The sequence below is a fragment of the Leisingera sp. ABD4_442 genome, from assembly GCF_056160905.1.
Genome location: NZ_JBSWYB010000056.1, coordinates 1 through 18,017, shown reverse-complemented (window position 1 = coordinate 18,017; position 18,017 = coordinate 1). Strand labels below are relative to the sequence as shown.

The window sequence follows — 18,017 nt, the reverse complement described above, 5'->3', positions numbered from 1 at the left end:
ACTATTTCCTCCGGCTTGTGCCGCTTGTTCGCCATTCTCAGTCCTCCGTTTCCTAAACATAACGGTGGGCCAATTCAGATGGGGCACTCCAATCCAGGAAATTGCCGTCTTCCTTCAGAATGCCGCAATAGGTGCCTTTGTAATCAGGCAGCTTGGCCATGTCCGCCACATGGGTTTCGTTCATTAGGCGAAGGGCCTCCCGGCCAGAGACCTGCAAAAGGAACTGGCCGAAGATTTCAAACAGCCCGGCTTTCTCACGGGTTGTCAGGTGTTCCGTTCTGGGGTCAGAAAAGGCGATCGGCGCGTAGTATCCTGCTGCAGCACGAACATCTGCATTCCGTGCCTTGAATGCATGATAGAGTGGAGTTTTTTTAGTGGTCATGATAGGTCCTGGGTCAAAGAAAGAGCGTTGGCCGCTCGCGTTTGAAAATGCGGTCTTCAGGTTCTGTGCCGAGGAGCTCGCGGGCATGGCGATGGCCGGAATAGACAGCTGCTTGAATGGTGCCCGGCACCTCGGCATCACCGATCACCCGATGAGGCGTGCCCTGAGCGGTCAGCTCTTCTGACAACGTGGTTTCAGGCTTGCGGATGGTAACCGAAACAAGCGTTGCGGCGTGGATGTCGGCAAGGCGCTCGCGGGTATCGGATCGCACAACTTGCAACGCGCCATCCTGCCAGCCAGTCGCGGTGGTGTTCGGGTAGGTTCGCACACCCGCCGCAGCCAGCTCACCCAACATGCGAGGCTGCTCCAGCGTATTCCCCATCCACCCTGCTAAGGTCGGCAGCGGAGTGACAATGTCAACCTCGTTCCCTTTGGCTGCAAGGTCGACCGCCAGCGCGTTGGCCATATAATAATGGTCGTCATCATAGATCACGACCGGTCCGGAGACTTCGGCGCCATCCAGCAGGTCATCAGGTGTTAAAGCATTACCTTGGAAACCAGATATCGGTGCCAAGTTGGACCGCCCGCGCCCGTCTGTCACCCACTGCGACCCGGTAGCCAGCAAGATCTGGTCGGCATCGAAATCACCAATCGCTTCAGCATCCAGCTCACTGCCCGGGTAAAGGCACACGTTGCCCAGCTGTTGCAGCTGATAAAGACGGTAATCCTGTACACGGCCCCATGTTGCGTGGTTTTTGATCGTTGCTTCGCGGCGCACACGTCCGCCGAGTTCCTCAGCCTTGTCCGCCAAGGTGACCTCATGCCCTGCCCGGGCAAGGGTCAGCGCCGCTTCCAGTCCAGCGGGACCTCCTCCAACGATCAGGATGTTTTCCGCGGCCACGGCCGCTGGCACCTTTTCCGGATGCCAGCCACGCCGCCATTCTTCGGACATGGTTGGGTTCTGCGTGCAGCGAACGGGAACACCGGCCAATTCAGTCGAGACACAGACGTTGCAGGCGATACATTCGCGGATATCTTCGATCCGGCCTTCGCGAATCTTCGTTGGCAGAAACGGATCGGCAATAGACGCCCGCGCTGAGCCGATCATGTCCAAAACCCCGCGCTTGATCTGACTGACCATTATGTCGGGGGAAGTGAAGCGGCCGACTCCGAGCACGGGTTTATTCGTGATCCGCTTAACGAAAGAAGTGAATTCCTCCTGGTATCCTTGGCGCGCGTAGCGCGAGGTTGAGCTGTCTACGCTCCAGCCAGACACGTTGACGTCCCAAAGGTCGGGCAGCTCAGCCAAGGCCTCGACAACATCGCGCCCTTCGCCATCGCATGTGATCCGCTTGGGTCCAGAAACCTCATGCACCGCAAAACGCAGGGCGATTGCCATGTCGCCAGCAGATTCATCCTGCGCTTCTTCCAAAACTTCGCGCAGCAGGCGCAGGCGGTTTTCGAATGAGCCGCCGTATTCATCCGTGCGATGATTGTAGTGGGGCGAGAGGAAATGCCACAGGATCGAAGCGTCGTGGCTGGCATAGACGTAGGCCATATCATAGCCCGCCTGCTTTGCCCGGCCGATGGCAGCCCGGAACGATGCGCGCAAACGCTTGATATCAGACTTGTCCATCTCTTTGGCGCTAAAGGGCATTTCCGGTTTTAACGTCGGCAGCGAGGACGGTCCCATTGCCGGATATCCGTTTTCGATCCCGCGCGAGCGGATGCCCGTGTGCGCCAGCTCGATTGACGCAAGAGCGCCATGCGAATGGATGCGGTTTACCGATGCTGCGTGTGCCTTAACGTCCCCGTCGTCCCAAAGCCGCTCGTATGGCATGCCGGACAAGTCTGAGGTTGGATTAATTTCACTCAGTTGCATGCCGATGATGCCCCAACCGCCCTCAGCCCGCGTTTCACGAATGCCGATGGCTCCGTTGGGCATGAGATAGCTATGCCCATTGGCATATGGCATCATGACGAAGCGATTGGGCGCAGTAACCGGCCCGATCCTGAGCGGTTCGAACAGGATGTCGTATTGTCCGGTCAACATGTCAGCTCACCTTAATCGTGCCATCTGCGACCCAGGCGTCGAAAACCTCAAGCACCTTGGAGACAAAGGCGCCGTCGTTGATGTGGCAGTCCAACTCCGAAAGGGCGATCGGGGCGGTCATGACCTTGCGCATTTCGTCGCAGAACTCAGCCAAAGCTTCAGGATCATGCGCTTCCTGTCCGGGTCGATCCCATTCCTCGATGCCCTGGCTGGTCAAGATGACGTGGGCTGGCGTCTCGCTGGCATTTATTCGTTTCGCCATTTCCCGCGCGGTTTCGCGCCGTTCCTCAGCGTTCAGTCCGGAGGACTTAATCAGCCGATTGTGCGCATGAAACGGGCGGTCTTGGAATCGTTCGGGAATTTCCTGCCAGCCGGCAAAGTCGATCAAGTCGATACATCCTGGTGCGATGATCTGAGGAATCCCCGCGCGGCCGGCGTTGAGCATCCTGTCTTTGCCGCCATTGATCACCGAGCCAACCATCAGGTTGCCCAGCTCGGGCAGCGCAAAATCCATCACACAGGCAAAGCCGCCCTCAGCAGCGATACTTTCGAACGCAGCGCCGCCCATGCCAGTTGCGTGGAAGATGGCGACCTCAAAGCCGCGATCCTCCAGTGCCGGCTTCAGTGCCTTCATATAGCTTAGGCAGCTGGAACCAAGCGAGGTCATGCCGACCACCGGGCGGCCCTTCACCGGCGGTTCGACCAGGCGCGCGGCCCCCAAGGCCGCGCCTGCGGCCTGTGAAAGGGAGGACTTGCAGACCGAGTTCAGCCCATAAAGCCCGCCGGCCCAAAGGATCATCTGAATGTCGGCAGATAAGCGTTCCGCCGGGATCAGGGGGCTGAACGAAACCGTCGATACCACGTATTTTGGAACACCGAGCGGTAGGGCCTGGCAAACGTCCAACGCAAGGTCGGTGCCCATCGTGCCGCCAAGGATCACCACACCATCGAACTTGCCCTCGGCATAAAGACGAGTTGCCAGCGCACAGGCGCCTTGGGCCATGATTTGCATGGCCGAGTTTTCATCTCCGCTGTCGATCGCCGCCTGGATCGAGGATCCCCCCGCCTTAGCCACATCATGTTTCGAATGATCGGTTGGGTCGGCCGGATCCCCCAGCACGCTGACATCCATCGTCAAGACGCCGCCGCCGCCTGCACGGATGCGGCTGGCCATATACTCCAGTTCGTCGTTCTTGGTGTCGTAAGTGCCAATGATTAGAATTGTCTTGTCAGGCATGTTTTTCTCCTCCCTATTAGCGTGTTAGCCGCGCATGATGCCGCCCTTGGGGTCATAGAAGGGGGCCAGTTGCGCTCTGATCGGGTACATTTTCCCGGCGATCTGAACTTCGAAGCCACCTTCTTCGATCCAGGCTTTCGAGGCTCCCTCTGAGTTATGCAGTGACGCCAGCCCGACCATCTGTTCGATGCGCACCCCCCAATCCCCTGAAGTCACATGCCCGGCGATGACGCCGTCCTTCCAGATCGGTTCGTTGTGGATCAGATAGGGGCCGTCCTCTGCCGTCAGCGCCGGAACGATGATCGAAACGGTGCGGTGTTTCGTGGCGGCACCAGCAGCTTTTTGAGCCGCAAGCACATCGCGTCCAACGAAATCGCCCTTGTCGAGTTTCACAGCAAAGCCGAGGCCCGTTTCATAGGGCGTATCATCCTCACCTATGTCGTGGCCGAAATGGCGAAACCCTTTCTCCAGTCGGCATGCATTCATTGCGAACATGCCCATCGGGCGCAGGCCATGCGGCTTGCCTGCCTCAATCAGCGCCTCATAAACCCCCGCCATGAATTCTGTCGAGACCATCAGTTCGAACCCCAGTTCGCCCAGGAAGGATCGGCGGATGACCCAACCGCGCGCATGAGCAATGTCGATCTCTTTAGCGGCGCCGAAGGGGAAGGCTTCATTAGACAGGTCGTCGCCACTGATTGCCTGCAGGATTGTCCGCGATTTAGGACCGTGGATCGTTAGCAGGCCGTAGGAAGCCGTGGCATCGAACACCTGAAACTGCCAGTCGGCATCGGCATGATGCTTTATCCAATATTGATCACGCATCTGGCTGGGGTGACCGGTGACAACCATGAAAGCCTGATCACCGGTTCGGGTCACAGTCACGTCCGCCTCAATTCCTCCACGGGCGTTCAGAAATTGCGTGTATATCGACGTCCCGACGGGCACATCCATTTCTGCTCCGCTGACGCGGTTCAACGCTTTGACCGCATCCGGCCCCTGTACAAGGATCTTGGCATACATGGACTGATCAAGGAGGACTGCCGCGTCCCGCGCCGCAATACACTCGTCACGCACATGGTCAGACCAGGGCTTCCACCGGATCGAGGGCTCATCCCTCCAATCCGCGCCGTAATACATGGGAACTTCCCAACCAATCCGCTCGGCAAACTGCGCCCCCGCGTCTTGGAGACGATCGTGCAAGGGCACCCGCCGCACACCACGCGCCGAGGTAACCTGGCGGCCAGCCCATTGGAGTCCGTAGTGAAAACCCACCGCCTCGGCCGCGCGTTCGGCATTGTAGGCTGTGTTTTTCTGGAACGGATGCGCGCGCACCGCCAGAAGTGGCAGCATCGAGCGCGACGGCATTCCATCAATAATCCACTCCGCCATGGTTAAGCCGACCCCACCCGAATTCAGGATCCCGTTGGAGTTCATGCCGGTGGCCAGGAAAACCCCGTCGATCTCTGACGACGGCCCAAGGTAAGGGCGTCCATCCGGGGTAAAGCTTTCGGGTCCGTTGAAGAAAGTCTGAATGCCCATCTCGGCCAGCGCTGGCATCCGGGCGAACATGCGTTCCAGCTCAGGCTCCACATGCTCCATGTCGAAAGGCAGCTCGTCGAACTCGAAATCCTCAGGAATGCCGTCCCGTCCGTAGGATTTGCCCATTGCTTCGAACCCGCCGATCAGCAGTTTACCGGCGTCCTCTTTCCAATAGGTGCGCTCCTCGGCAATGTTCAAAATCGTCTGGTTCCGGGGAAGATCGGCCACCGGTTCAGTCACGATATAGAAATGTTCGGCGGCGTGCAGCGGCACGGTCACGCCATGGGCCTTGGCGAACAGGTGGCTCCACATGCCGCCAGCGATCAGAACTTTCTCCGTGGCAATAGTGCCGCGATCAGTCTCGACCCCCGTTACTTTACCGTGTTTCAGCACCAGGCGGGTGACTTTGGTGTCCTCGAACACTTGCGCACCCAATGCGCGCGCACCCTTGGACAATGCGACCGTAACGTCCAGGGGGTTCACCTGCCCGTTTGAAGGGACGAAGAAGGCTGACCTCACGTCCTCAACTTCGACCTGCGGCCAGTGCTCCAGCAATTCATCACGTGTCAGCATTCGAGTTTCGATCCCCATGCGTGCCGCATGATCGTGGCTGCGCAGAAGCTGTTCGTGCCTCACGTCACCCAGCGCAATATTGATTGTGCCATTCTGCTTGTAACCGGTGCCCTGTCCGGTCTCGACCTCGAGGGTCTGGAACAGCTTTGCTGTGTATTTTCCCAGTTCGGTCTGCGAAGTGCTGTCGCGTAGCTGCCCGACAATTCCAGCCGCATGCCAAGTGGTTCCTGACGCGAGTTTCTTGCGTTCGATCAACACGGCGGGCACGCCGCGATGGGCGAGATGATACAGGGTGGACACCCCGATGATCCCTCCACCGATGATGACAACAGGCGCCTGGTCTGGAAGGGATTGGGTCATTGGGTTCTCCTGTAGTCGTGGAATTGCTTGGGTCGGCCGCCGATCGCCATCGTCGCAGCGGACGCTGTCAAGGTCAGGACGGTTTCATAGGTTTTAGCGGACTGTTCGCGGTCATCCGCTGCAGGCAGTACCAGGGTGGCCACAAAGGCCAGATCACCGGTGCTCCCGAAAATCGGCGCCGAAATCGACCGTAGCGCGCTCGCCCGGACGCCGGGCGTGTGCGCAAATCCCTCCGCCCGGCAGGTTGCGACGATCTCCGTATGTGCCGTCGGCATGTCGAACTGCTGGCCGAAAGCGAAGCAAACGATGCCGGTGCTGCTGCTATCTAAAGGCAAGCGGGCAAAGGCCGCGTTCTGCGCGGGATCGCAGGCATCACCTCCGTGGAACAGAGCTACCGGAGCAGCATTGGCTTCTGCCACTTCAAATAAGACAGCCCACCCCTTCATTGTGGCCGACAGCGTGCCGATGACAGGTGTAATTACTTCGCGCGCGCCTGCGCGCCGCTTGCGCCCTTGCGCCAGCCGGGTCAACGCGGGCCCGACGCGATACTTTCGCGTTTCCTGATCCTGCTCGACAAATGAATTCGATTCGAGCTCGCACAGGTAGCGATAAACCGTCGCCTTGTTTTGGCGAGTTGCACGAGCAAGCTCAGTCAGCCCGATTCCCGTTGCACCCAAAGGAAAATGATCAAGCATTTTCAGCGCATTAGAAACGGTTCCCATATCATCCTCCCTTGCAGCCTCCATGCCTTCAGCGGCTCGGATTGTCTTGAGTATTGACAGAAACCTTTCCACGTCTCAATAATTATCTGCACCGCCGGTGACAATAATGAACCTAAACATCGGCAATAACCGCAGGGAGACCCCAGATGTTAAAAAATACACTTGCTGCAAGCTTGCTTGCTATTGCCGCTATTGCGCCCGCAGCAGCGCTGTCGGAATACCCGGAGAAACCAGTTGAATTCGTCGTGCCCTGGCCGCCCGGCGATCTTGAAGATGTTTTGACACGCATGATCGCCGAGGATTTTCAGGCCGAATACGGCGTGCCTGCAGCGGTTGTGAATAAGCCCGGCGGCGGCGGCGGCCCGTTCCCCGGCGCGGTTTCCGTCGCAGGAGCCGCCCCTGATGGCTATACGATCGGCTCATTTATCCTGGCGGTGCCGGTCGTTGGGCCTCAGTTGGGTATTCCGGAGTTAAACCCGAACCCGTTCGAGCCGCTGGGCGCTTTTCTGACCTACCCCTTCGTGATCGTTGCGGGCAAAGATGCTCCCTATGACGACGTCGATGGTTTGGCCGCCTATGCGCAGGACAATGACTTAGCTCTTGGCCACTTCGGCGCGCCGCTGGTGCCAACCCAGGTCACCATGGCTCTGGCAAAGTCCAAAGGCTTCAGCTGGGGCACAGACGCAGCCTTTGACATGCTTGACTGCAACTCGCTTGCCTCCGGCGACGTGGACGTGATGAACACCACTCTGCAGCTGGTGCTGCCGTGCAAGGATGAGATCAAAGTTCTGGCATCAATCGGCGGCAAACGGATCAGTCTGACACCGGACACCCCGACCGTTTCCGAGATCGACCCGGCGCTGGATATTGCTTTGTGGAACGGTCTGTTTGTCCACAAAGACACGCCGCAGGACGTGCGCGACAAGATCATCGCCGTAGCGCAGAAAACCATGTCCTCAGAACGTGCTCAGGCATTGTCCGCTCAAACCGGTGCCTTGGTCTATTGGCAAAACGCTGAAGAGGCCACAGCGCAGGTCGAAAAGGATATCGCAACACTCGATGCCATCGGTCAGATGCTGGCTGAATAACGCTCGATCTCCCTGGAATGGCCGCTGGCTTGTTGAGCGGCCATTCCCTCAAAGAAAGAAGCTTCAGATGGTTCGCGCAAAAACCTTACAAGACCTATTTAAGCGATACCGCCGCCCGGGCGACCTGGTTTTTGCGGTGGTATTCCTGTCGTTCAGCCTTTTCTTGCTGGTCAATCTGGAGGCTCAAGCGAAATGGGGCAGCGGCAAACTGCTTGCACAACCGGCGTTCTGGCCGCACCTCGCCGTTGGGTTGATGGTCAGTTTTTCAGCCTTGCACCTAATTGGCTCCCTTGTCTCCCCCAAGCTCGACGGGCGGTGGCTTGAGGTCGCCTTCTGGATCCGCTCAGTTGAATACGCGGGGTGGTTCCTTACCTATGTGCTGCTGGTGCCCCAGTTGGGATATCTGCCATCAACGTTTGTGTTCACCGTCCTCCTGGCGTTCCGGCTTGGATACCGCCGCCCAGCAGTGCTTGCCGCCGCCGCTGGCTTAGGGGTGAGTGTCGTCGTCGTCTTCAAATCACTTCTGCAAGTCAAAGTGCCCGGCGGGCAGGCCTATGAGCTTCTGCCTGATGCCCTTCGCGCTCTGTTTCTTACTTATTTCTGAGAGGCCCAAATGGAAGACTTTGTATCCGGCCTTAACCTTCTTGCCCGCTGGGACGTTTGTATCGCCCTGCTGATCGGATCGTTGGGAGGTGTCGTAATCGGCGCAATCCCCGGCGTAGGCGCGGCAGTGGCGATTGCAATTCTGCTGCCCGCCACGTTCTCTCTTGATCCATTAGTCGGCTTGACGATCCTATTGGGTATTTATGGCAGTTCAATGTACGGCGGGGCGCTGCCAGCAATCCTGATCAACACTCCAGGTACCGCAGTAAATGCCCTGACAACTTATGACGGTTACCCGATGACCAAGCGCGGCGAGGCACGCCGCGCCCTCGCATTGGCCTATTCAGCCTCCTTTTTCGGGGGTATCTTTGCCATTCTTTGCCTGATCATACTGTCTCCCCTACTGGCAATAATCGCTCCGCACTTCGGGTCGCGGGAGATCTTCCTTGCCGCGCTTTTGGGGATAATTCTGGTGGTTCTTGCTCACCGGGGTCAGGTCTTGGCTGCGGGCATGCTGGCAGGGTTCGGCATCTTGCTCCACACAATCGGGCTGGAGCCTGTGACCTATACCCGCCGCTTCACCTTCGACCAGACCTGGCTGGCAGGAGGGGTCGACCTTATCGTTGTCGTTCTGGGCCTGTTTGCGTTGAGCCAGGCATTCCTGCTGTTGACCGACAAAGACACTTCACCTCATCCGCAGCCCGTAAAGGGCGGTATGCTGGGCAGCATGAAAGAGCTCTGGCTCTATCGCCGTGTCGCCTCAGTTGCTTCCGGCTTTGGTGTGCTGATGGGAATGATCCCGGGCGTTGGTGAATTCACGGCACAGTTCCTGTCCTATACCTATGCACAAAAGACTTCAAAAACACCCGAAGCTTTTGGGCAGGGCTCCCCTGAGGGCTTGATCGCCTCCGAAGCCGCAAACAACGCCGTACCCGGGGCCGCGATGATCCCCCTTCTGGCCCTGGGCATTCCAGGTGAAGCTCTCACGGCAATGATGCTCTCGGTCTTTTATGTCCATAACGTGATCCCCGGGCCGCAGCTCTTCCAAGAACAGATGGACTTCGTCTACGCGCTTTATGTGGCGATGTTGATCCTGAACGTGATCGTTATCATCTTTCTGCTGTTCTCGACGAATATCCTGACCAAGGTCATTCAGATCCCGACCCGATTTCTGGGATTGATAATTCTGACGCTCAGCTTCGTCGGCGTCTACTCCCTGCGCAATTCGGTCGTGGACTGCGCCATTGCCAGCGCCTTCGGGATACTCGGCCTGATCCTGAAACGCCTGAACCTGCCCATTGTGCCGATTATTCTTGGCATGGTTCTGGGAGGCATCATGGAGGCAAAGCTGCGCACGTCGATGATGCGGGTGAAATCCCCGTGGGATTTCGTTGACCGCCCGATAGCGGCGTTCTTGGCGATCATGATTATCGTCGTGATCGGCCTCCACATCCGAACCCTGATGAAAGAGCATCGGGACCGGATCGCCGAGAGTGAACATGACCACGACATCCATACATCACAACAGGGGTAATTCATGCTGGACCAGAACAAGATCAACGCGCTGCGTGCCAAACCCGTTGCGCCGCGCGGGCATCTGATTGACGGGCAAAACTGTAGCAGCCTGACTGGTGAAGCAGCCGACGTGCTTTCACCGATTGATGGCCGTATACTAACGACCACAGCCGCAGGGACCGCGCAGGACGCCGAACGCGCAGTTTCAGCCGCCCGCAAGGCTTTCGAAGATGGCCGCTGGTCCCGCATGGCGCCCGCCGGGCGCAAAAAGATCATGCACCGCTGGGCTGATTTGATCGAAGCCGAGGCGCTGGATTTGGCGGTACTGGGTGTCCGCGACAACGGGACAGAGATTGCGATGGCTATCAAAGCCGAAGTCGGATCGGCTGTGAACACGATCCGCTATTACGCCGAAGCAATTGACAAGGTATACGGCCAGATCGCCCCGACGGCCCCCGATGTACTCGGGCTGGTACATCACGAACCTGTCGGTGTGGTCGCCGCCATTGTACCTTGGAATTTCCCGCTGATGATCGGGACTTGGAAGCTGGGGCCGGCCATGGCTGCTGGTAATTCAATAGTATTGAAACCGGCGGAAACGGCGTCCCTGTCGCTGTTGCGCATTGCAGAACTCGCTCTGGATGCAGGGGTGCCGTCTGGTGTTCTGAACGTCGTGACAGGTGCAGGCAGCGTGGTGGGCGAGGCCCTTTCACTGTCAATGGATGTAGACGTCATGGTCTTCACCGGTTCAGGCGGCGTGGGGCGCAGGCTGCTTGAAAATGCATCCCGCTCGAACATGAAACGCTGCTACCTTGAGCTGGGCGGCAAATCCCCCAATGTCGTTTTTGCCGACGCCCCGGATTTGTCGCGAGCAGCAAAAGTCAGCGCGTCAGGCATCTTCCGTAACTCAGGCCAGGTCTGCGTCGCCGGATCCCGCCTGCTGGTCGAGCGATCCGTGCATGATGAATTCGTCGCGGAACTGGCAGAACACGCGAGTGCGATGAAGGTCGGTGATCCGCTGAACGTGAGCTCAGACGCCGGCGCAGTAAACAACCTGGCCCAGTTGGAACAGAATCTGCGCTTTGTCGATACGGCGCAGGCCGAGGGCGCTACACTCTACCAGGGCGGAAACCGCATTTTGCAAGACACCGGCGGATACTACATGGAGCCGACCATCTTGACCGGAGTCAGCCCCGCGGACAGCGTTGCGCAGCAGGAAGTCTTCGGCCCCGTTCTGGCCGTCACACCCTTTGATGACGAGGATTCTGCCGTCGATATCGCCAACAACACCGACTATGGTCTGGCGGCCGGTGTTTGGACTTCAGACCTTGGCCGCGCCCATCGCATGGTGCGGGCGGTGCGGGCTGGGGTGGTTCACGTGAACACTTATGGCGGGCCGGATATCACGGTTCCCTTGGGCGGCGTGAAGCAATCCGGAAATGGCCACGACAAGTCACTGCATGCGCTCGAGAAATTCCATAATCTCAAGACAGCGTGGTTACAGCTGTGAAGCATGATCGCAAAATCGCGAGAGCCCCTCTTGCGGCGCAGGATCAGACGATTTGTTTCGCCTTCATTCTGTGTGAAGGTTTCTGCCTGATGGATCTTGCCACTGCCCTTAATGCTCTCGGCGCGGCAAACCGGGTTGCAGGTGCAACGCGGTACTCCTGGGTTATCGCATCATCGGATGGACGGACCGTGTGCTGTTCGAACGGCGCCGCCTATCCGGTCGAAGTGAAATTGGACGATATCCCGCTGCAAGCCCGGGCGTTCGTTTTTGCCTTTGACAACATAATGTGCCGCCATGTTCCCAAGTTGCTCGGCTGGCTGCGCAAGGCGGCCCGCCAAAGCACCATGATGGGTGCCTTTGGTACCGGGGCAGTGGTTCTGGCCAGAGCCGGCGTTTTGGCGGGGCGAGAGTTCACTCTGCACTGGAGCGCTCGGCCAATCTTCAGCGAGCTGTTCCCGAATATCCGCACTCAAGATACGCTGTTTGCCCAAGATGGGCGGTTCTTCACCTGTGCAGGCGGCCAATCTTCGGGCGACATGATGATTTCCATCCTGTCTCAGGATGCAGATCGTGCCTTTGGAGTTCGCGTGGCAGACTATCTTTTAGGTCCGGCCCCCCGTTCCGCAGGCACACCTCAGCGCCAGGCTGCAGCAAATCGCTATGGCACAAGAAACCCGCATTTCCTGGCGATCATGGAGGCGATTGCGGACGACGAGGCAGGCGAACTGACAATCGACGAACTGCTTCAGAAACATCAAATTTCGCGGCGCCAGCTCGAGCGGCTGTTCAAGCAGTTCTGCAACACAACGCCCGCAAGGTTCCTCAAGGATGTGCGCCTGGATAGGGCTCGTGACCTGCTGGACCAGACCAGCATGAGCGTGCTCGAAGTTTCGACCGCCGTGGGCTTTGCTACGGTGTCGAACTTTTCGAACTCGTTCTCCCGGAAGTTCGGATGTTCGCCTTCGCGCTACCGAATGTGACCTACTGTGCAGCCCCGCCTGTCAAAGCCAATTCGATCTGCGCAACGGCCTCGCGCAAGGGCGGCAACAGCTCATCCATTCTCGCGGCATCCATGTTTGAATCCGGCACAGCGATAGCCACAGTTCCGGTAGGATCCTCTCCGCCGGTGAAAAATGGCATCCCGACCGAAGCAACGCCAATCTCCAGCGCGTTGCGGCTTTGTGAATACCCATCGGCTCGAGTCTGCTCCAGCTTCTCAAGAAGCGCCGATTTCGACGTAAGGGTGAAGTCGCTCTCCTTCGAGCGTTTCATGCCCAGAATGCGCTTGCGCGTTGCTTCGCTCGCAAAGGCCGTGAAGGCAATGCCCGAGGCAGTGGCATGATACAAAAGCACCTGCGATCTAATAATGTTGATGCAGTTTCCTTTGTTGGGAAGCCTGTATCCAATGGTTGTCATCCCGGTTGCCCCCGGAATAGCGACATGCGCAGTGTCATTCACTTCCAAAGCCAGCCAATCCGCCACTTCCTGCGCCGCACGCTCCATTGTAACTGTGTCTTCCCTGATCCGCGCCAGCCTCAGAAATCCATGCCCCAAACGGTATTTGCGTGTCTCGATCACCTGCTCGACAAACCCGTGTTTGGAAAGCGCCAATAGCAACCGGCGGGTTGCAGCCTTATCCAAACCAGCCAGCTGCGACAACTCAGTCAACCCGACTTCCTGATGTTCCAACGAGAACTGATCAAGCACAGTCAATGCTTTGTCTACGGTCTTCATTCGGGCCTCTAGAATGGAAAATTGGCGTTCTCGCCATGTGTCGCACCTTAACTACCGGGTGACAATAGTGAACCGAAGTCACACCAAAAATTGGAATCCATTTGGAGGCAATCCCAGGACCCTGATTTCGAAAACAGGTGAACGGCAGCTTCCTGCGTCGCGGCATGGGTAGCTCGCTGTGAGAGCAATAGTCTGCCTTCCGCCCTTGCTGCGGATTGCCGCAGACAAAATGCGCAGATTACTGCCATTGAAGCAGCTTGCAGCGAATTTTCACTTTGTCCTGCTCGCCGCCAGTAAAAGTCGGATAAAGTGAACGGCCTCTGCCTCGGAGATCAACCATTCACGCCTTGCGCGGCAAACTTGCAGCATGAGCCCTCAGCTGCTGTCGGCCACTTGGTTGCCTATTGCATGACCAGTTGCGTGCCGCAATTTGAATGCCCGGAGTGTCTCCGCCAAGAGCGCCAGATTGGGTAACATCCATTCAAAAAATCGTCAAACCATGACAGCAAACTGTTACTTGACTGCGATATTCGTAACAAATATCTGAGATTTGCAATTTATTCGCAATCTCACCGTGCTGCATGTGCTTCTCAAAACCAATCTATGAAAAGTTTCCGCTTCATTGAGGGACGTGGGTCAGTCAGCTGCGTGACGCAAGAGCAGGGCGCTATTGGTTTGCCCGCACATGAACACTCAATGGAAAAACCACAATGAAATTCAAGAAACGCTACATCCCACTGATCGGCATTTTCGTGGTCATGCCGACTGCCTTTGCTACCGTGTCTTACCTCAAGGCTTACAGCCAGCCATACGGCAAAGCGGAGCTGAACGGTGTTGAGACACCGGGTTTCCGTCAGGTGAGTTTCCCTTTCATTAGCGAATTCAATGGCAACAAATCACTGCCATTTATGGGATCGGCCATCATAGATGTTGACGGTGATGGGACACCTGAGGTTTTTCTGGGCGGGGGATATGACCAACCCGATGCCCTGCTGAAATTCGAAAACGGGAAATTCATTAATGCGACGTCTGCACTAGGCAAGGGGCTGACCAAATCCAAGGCTAACACGACCATGGGGGCGGCGGTGGTCGACGCCAATGGCGATGGCCGTACTGATATGTTTGTCGCGCGCGACAAGGGAGTAACGCTGTATCTGAACACCGCAGACGGGTTCGAGGGCGTGGATCTGGACATCCCTCTTAACGCAAAATCTTCCCCCCTGTCGATTTCGCTGGCTGATCTGAATGGCGATGGCTGGGTGGACATGTTCCTGGCCAATTACATCAAATTGGATCACGTCGAAGGGCAAAATATCTTCAACAAAGACGGCTATGGCGCGACCAGCCTGCTGCTGCTGAACAATGGCGACAACACCTTTACCGACATCACCGATCAGGCTGGAATGAACTTTGTCCACAACACCTTTGTTGGTGTGTTTTCGGATGTGGACCGGGATGGCGATCAGGACATTGTGGTGGCACATGACACTGGACATGTCCGGACCTGGCGCAACAATGGTGATTTGACATTTACTTCTGCTCCGAACCCGTCCTCAGATGTCTATGGCTATCCAATGGGGGTGGCCGTGGGCGATTATGACAATGACCAGCGGCTGGACTACTTTTTCTCGAACGTCTCCTCGACCGCACCTGCGTTTCTGGCAAAGGGGGATCTGACCGATGATCAGACCTATCACCCTTGGCTCTACCTGTTCCGTAATGAAGGAGATTTCAAATTCTCCGATGCTGCGGCAAAAACCAAGACTGCCAAGTATGAGTTTTCATGGGGCACGGTCTTTGACGATCTCAACAATGACGGGCGGGAAGATCTTCTGATTGCACAAAATTATGCGCGGCTGCCGTTTGAAAAACTTTTCAAACTGCCGGGCAGGGTGCTGCTTCAAAAAGACGATGGAACCTTCACCCATGGCGAAGATGCGATGGGGCTGGTAAACCGCCATTTCGCCATCACGCCGCTGACCGCCGATTTCAATGATGACGGATACCGCGACGTTATCTGGGTCAATCTCGAAGGCGAAAGCCGCGCGTTCATTAGCGAAGGCGGCAAGAATGGCTGGTTCAAGCTGCGCCTTAGTGAGCGACCGGAAAGTCTGGGAGCGATTGCCGACGTGACATTGGACAATGGCACTGTATTGACCCAGCAGGTGGTTAGTGGCGAAGGACTGGCCTCCGACCAGTCGCACGAACTGATCTTTGGTCTGGGCGAAAGTGTGGCAGTTGCTGGCCTGAAGGTGACTTATGCGAATGGCCGGGTGGCAACTGCAGGCGAACAAGATCGCAACAGCACACTGGTTCTGAAGTGACCGTTGCGGCCAACAAGGCAGTTCGGGCGTTTATCGCCGGCACTGCCTATCCGATCATGGTGGTGCCTTTCACCTTCTTAGCAGTGATGAGCCTGCGCGCACCCGAGAGCGGGTTTATCTATCAGCCGGTGGTGTGGGTGTTCCCTGCCATCTGGGGCGGCTGGAATGTGGTTTTTGTGCTCGCCGGAAACCGTTTTCCTGGCAATTGCATCGCCATGCGATACTGGATCGCGGGCGTCGTGATCGGGGCATTCTTTCCACTGCTTGGCAACTTGTTGGGGGTGCCAGGCAAGCTGTTCGGGCTGCCAGGAGCAGCGGGCCTGATAATGGTCCCCATCGCTATCGCGGTCTATGCGACACTCTGGCGTTTCGGAGTGCGGGCGCTGAACCGGATGCTGGGTCTGACGGAGTAAATCATGCACAAAAAACTGAGCAATCCCCTTATCTTGTCGGGGCTTATCGCCACTATCGGAGCGTTTCTGGTTGGTGTGGGCGAGTTCACGTTCCAATATGCTCCGGGCGGGGATTACACAGACCCCAGTTACGGCTATTTCAGATCGGTCAGCGATGCACGGTTGACGGTGGGGCATTTCTTAGGCGTGCTGGTCGCGCCCGCCTATCTGGTGGGCTACTGGCACGTCGGCCAGATGCTGAAACCCGCAGGTCTCTGGCTTTCGCGTGCTGTGTTCTTCATAGGTGCTTACGCGTTCATGATCGGCAATGTCTGGCTCGGTGGTCGGGTCGATCTTGCATTGGGCACCAAGGCGCTGGCTGTAGCGCCTCCTGATGCGCAGACCGAGTTGCAAGGGCTTCTCACGCACATGGCTGAGCACAATGAACCGCTGATCAACATTGTGCGGGTGCTGGTGCTGGCCCTGTCTGTGCTGATGGCTTGGGGCATCCTTTCAAACCGCAGCCTTTATCCGCGCCCAATGGTGCTGGCACTGCCCTTTACCAGCCTGGCTGCGATCTTTGCGCTGTATTTTATTGTCCCTGCAATTGGAGGCTATCTATTGCCTGCTGCGATGAATGTGGCGCATGTAGTGTTTTTTGGCTTTTCGTTGCGGGTGGCGCATCTGGCGCAAGCAAATGGGAGCAACTCCTTTTATGGTCGATAAGGACCATATCATGCTACTTGCGCACGAAACCAGAATGCCCGATTGGCGATGCGCCGACAGATTTGCGAAGCGCGCTAACTGTACAGACCGGACATAAGGAGTTGCTTCGGCTGCGTCTGTAGCGAATGTCCAGAATGTCCCGGGAGGCATTGGGTAATTTGGAATACTGCAGCTGATTGCGAATGGCTGCTCTGGCGAAGCTGGACTGCGGCGACGGGAGGTTTGATCAATGACTTCTCAGGGCCGTTTCCTAAATGTCGCGCCGACGAAGAGCTTCTAGGTGACCAAGGGCAGAAATTTCTCGAAATTTGTCCTGCCAGTTAGCAGTGCAGCAGACCCTTGCGTTAGGCGCCTTTACCGCACAAGGCTCCATTACCCGAAAACAGCCTATGGCTTTGCACGCTAAAGCAGCAGACCCGTATCGTGCAGCTGGATTGCGCCTCACCGGCAGGACCCAACTAGTCAACTACTTCCAGCGGTCCGTGATCGTCGCAGTGACCGTCGTGGGGGTGATGCAGTCGGCCATTGACCAGATAACAAACGTGACCGCCATGAGGGACTGCCTCATGCCCGCAACCTGGGCCATGCACATGGCCTTCCTCGTGACCAAGGTGATCAGCGGCAATCGGCGCGCAGGCGTCCGGGTTCTCATCTGAGATTTCAATCTCGTGCTCGTCCACATGGTCTTCGTGCGGATGATGGAGGTGACCGTCATGGATGTAGTCGATGTGATCGCCGTGGCGAACAGCAGTATGCCCACATCCGGGCCCATGTTCATGAGTGTGGTTCTTGTGCTTCGGATTATTGCATGTGGTCATCACGTGTCTCCTGATTGGTCCAGATTTCAGGCAGTCTTCGCGGCGGTATGGCCGCGGGTACCGTGCGGGGCGGCCGCTGCCTTTCCGCGGTGGACGCAGAGTGAATGCGGATTGCAGCATAGCGCAGCTTTGCCAAAGCTAGGCCGGCAAACCGCAATATCAAACCTGCCCGGCAGGAGCGCCGCCACGCCAGAACTCGCCGCTGTAGCTGCAAGCAGTCCAATGGGCGGCGCATCGTGACAGCGCATCAGAATTGCTCTTTAAGGGCTTGCGAAAGTGCATTGGTCCGCGCCGGCAGGCTCTTCTCTTCACCTCTCACGCAACTGCCAGAGTACCAGGGACTGGCCTAGGGTCAGGACCCATTGATTTTCACTTGGCGGCGTGATTCACGGTTCGAAAACCGAGCGGTGAACATGTCTGATCTTTTCTGGCTGACAG

The 18,017-nt window shown here is 57.3% G+C and carries 15 protein-coding genes; 8 read left to right on the top strand and 7 right to left on the bottom strand.

Annotated features, from left to right (window positions below; all coding sequences use genetic code 11):
- Positions 1–52 precede the first annotated feature (52 nt).
- From ACXAHG_RS22465 to ACXAHG_RS22445, 5 genes are read right to left on the bottom strand one after another with little or no spacing between them, the layout of a single operon-like run.
- A complete protein-coding gene (locus tag ACXAHG_RS22465) occupies positions 53–382 on the bottom strand; it encodes a hypothetical protein (protein WP_475060919.1) in 330 nt (109 codons plus the stop codon).
- A 13-nt stretch (positions 383–395) separates the two neighbouring features.
- Entirely contained in the window at positions 396–2,435 is a 2,040-nt protein-coding gene (locus ACXAHG_RS22460; protein WP_475060916.1) for an oxidoreductase, read from the bottom strand.
- Between the two features lies 1 nt (position 2,436).
- Complete coding sequence (locus ACXAHG_RS22455) at positions 2,437–3,672, bottom strand: Tm-1-like ATP-binding domain-containing protein (protein ID WP_475060914.1); 1,236 nt, start codon at positions 3,670–3,672, stop codon at positions 2,437–2,439.
- Positions 3,673–3,696: 24 nt separating this feature from the next.
- The gene (locus ACXAHG_RS22450; RefSeq protein WP_475060912.1) at positions 3,697–6,147 is read right to left on the bottom strand and encodes an FAD-dependent oxidoreductase; all 2,451 of its coding nucleotides are present in this window, start codon (positions 6,145–6,147) and stop codon (positions 3,697–3,699) included.
- Entirely contained in the window at positions 6,144–6,869 is a 726-nt protein-coding gene (locus tag ACXAHG_RS22445; protein WP_475060909.1) for a helix-turn-helix domain-containing protein, read from the bottom strand. Before ACXAHG_RS22445 ends, ACXAHG_RS22450 begins: the two co-directional genes overlap by 4 nt.
- Before the next feature lie 146 nt (positions 6,870–7,015).
- Between ACXAHG_RS22445 and ACXAHG_RS22440 the strand changes: the two genes are divergently transcribed.
- The 5 genes from ACXAHG_RS22440 (at position 7,016) to ACXAHG_RS22420 (ending at position 12,565) form a co-directional block, all read left to right on the top strand.
- Positions 7,016–7,957, top strand: a complete 942-nt coding sequence (locus ACXAHG_RS22440; RefSeq protein WP_475060907.1) for a tripartite tricarboxylate transporter substrate binding protein — start codon at positions 7,016–7,018, stop codon at positions 7,955–7,957.
- A 67-nt stretch (positions 7,958–8,024) separates the two neighbouring features.
- Complete coding sequence (locus ACXAHG_RS22435) at positions 8,025–8,561, top strand: tripartite tricarboxylate transporter TctB family protein (RefSeq protein ID WP_475060904.1); 537 nt, start codon at positions 8,025–8,027, stop codon at positions 8,559–8,561.
- 9 nt (positions 8,562–8,570) lie between these two features.
- A complete protein-coding gene (locus ACXAHG_RS22430; RefSeq protein WP_475060902.1) occupies positions 8,571–10,094 on the top strand; it encodes a tripartite tricarboxylate transporter permease in 1,524 nt (507 codons plus the stop codon).
- A 6-nt stretch (positions 10,095–10,100) separates the two neighbouring features.
- Complete coding sequence (locus ACXAHG_RS22425; protein ID WP_475060921.1) at positions 10,101–11,585, top strand: aldehyde dehydrogenase; 1,485 nt, start codon at positions 10,101–10,103, stop codon at positions 11,583–11,585.
- Complete coding sequence (locus ACXAHG_RS22420) at positions 11,582–12,565, top strand: GlxA family transcriptional regulator (RefSeq protein WP_475060900.1); 984 nt, start codon at positions 11,582–11,584, stop codon at positions 12,563–12,565. The genes ACXAHG_RS22425 and ACXAHG_RS22420 overlap by 4 nt, the downstream gene beginning before the upstream one ends.
- A gap of 1 nt (position 12,566) precedes the next feature.
- On the opposite strand, the gene ACXAHG_RS22415 is transcribed toward ACXAHG_RS22420, so the two are convergent.
- Complete coding sequence (locus ACXAHG_RS22415) at positions 12,567–13,319, bottom strand: IclR family transcriptional regulator (RefSeq protein WP_475060897.1); 753 nt, start codon at positions 13,317–13,319, stop codon at positions 12,567–12,569.
- 710 nt (positions 13,320–14,029) lie between these two features.
- Between ACXAHG_RS22415 and ACXAHG_RS22410 the strand changes: the two genes are divergently transcribed.
- Genes ACXAHG_RS22410 through ACXAHG_RS22400 form a run of 3 tightly spaced genes read left to right on the top strand, consistent with a single transcriptional unit; the run spans position 14,030 to position 16,761 of the window.
- Positions 14,030–15,643, top strand: a complete 1,614-nt coding sequence (locus ACXAHG_RS22410; RefSeq protein ID WP_475060895.1) for an FG-GAP repeat domain-containing protein — start codon at positions 14,030–14,032, stop codon at positions 15,641–15,643.
- Positions 15,640–16,056, top strand: a complete 417-nt coding sequence (locus ACXAHG_RS22405; RefSeq protein WP_475060893.1) for a hypothetical protein — start codon at positions 15,640–15,642, stop codon at positions 16,054–16,056. The genes ACXAHG_RS22410 and ACXAHG_RS22405 overlap by 4 nt, the downstream gene beginning before the upstream one ends.
- Before the next feature lie 3 nt (positions 16,057–16,059).
- Positions 16,060–16,761, top strand: a complete 702-nt coding sequence (locus ACXAHG_RS22400; RefSeq protein ID WP_475060890.1) for a DUF6796 family protein — start codon at positions 16,060–16,062, stop codon at positions 16,759–16,761.
- 458 nt (positions 16,762–17,219) lie between these two features.
- On the opposite strand, the gene ACXAHG_RS22395 is transcribed toward ACXAHG_RS22400, so the two are convergent.
- A complete protein-coding gene (locus ACXAHG_RS22395) occupies positions 17,220–17,579 on the bottom strand; it encodes a hypothetical protein (protein ID WP_475060888.1) in 360 nt (119 codons plus the stop codon).
- Positions 17,580–18,017: the final 438 nt, after the last annotated feature.

What these genes read in the sequence shown, in the direction of transcription:
- ACXAHG_RS22465 (WP_475060919.1), bottom strand. Translation starts at nt 382, where the DNA reads ATGACCACTAAAAAAACTCCACTCTATCATGCATTCAAGGCACGGAAT.
- ACXAHG_RS22460 (WP_475060916.1), bottom strand. Translation starts at nt 2,435, where the DNA reads ATGTTGACCGGACAATACGACATCCTGTTCGAACCGCTCAGGATCGGG.
- ACXAHG_RS22455 (WP_475060914.1), bottom strand. Translation starts at nt 3,672, where the DNA reads ATGCCTGACAAGACAATTCTAATCATTGGCACTTACGACACCAAGAAC.
- ACXAHG_RS22450 (WP_475060912.1), bottom strand. Translation starts at nt 6,147, where the DNA reads ATGACCCAATCCCTTCCAGACCAGGCGCCTGTTGTCATCATCGGTGGA.
- ACXAHG_RS22445 (WP_475060909.1), bottom strand. Translation starts at nt 6,869, where the DNA reads ATGGGAACCGTTTCTAATGCGCTGAAAATGCTTGATCATTTTCCTTTG.
- ACXAHG_RS22440 (WP_475060907.1), top strand. Translation starts at nt 7,016, where the DNA reads ATGTTAAAAAATACACTTGCTGCAAGCTTGCTTGCTATTGCCGCTATT.
- ACXAHG_RS22435 (WP_475060904.1), top strand. Translation starts at nt 8,025, where the DNA reads ATGGTTCGCGCAAAAACCTTACAAGACCTATTTAAGCGATACCGCCGC.
- ACXAHG_RS22430 (WP_475060902.1), top strand. Translation starts at nt 8,571, where the DNA reads ATGGAAGACTTTGTATCCGGCCTTAACCTTCTTGCCCGCTGGGACGTT.
- ACXAHG_RS22415 (WP_475060897.1), bottom strand. Translation starts at nt 13,319, where the DNA reads ATGAAGACCGTAGACAAAGCATTGACTGTGCTTGATCAGTTCTCGTTG.
- ACXAHG_RS22410 (WP_475060895.1), top strand. Translation starts at nt 14,030, where the DNA reads ATGAAATTCAAGAAACGCTACATCCCACTGATCGGCATTTTCGTGGTC.
- ACXAHG_RS22400 (WP_475060890.1), top strand. Translation starts at nt 16,060, where the DNA reads ATGCACAAAAAACTGAGCAATCCCCTTATCTTGTCGGGGCTTATCGCC.
- ACXAHG_RS22395 (WP_475060888.1), bottom strand. Translation starts at nt 17,579, where the DNA reads ATGACCACATGCAATAATCCGAAGCACAAGAACCACACTCATGAACAT.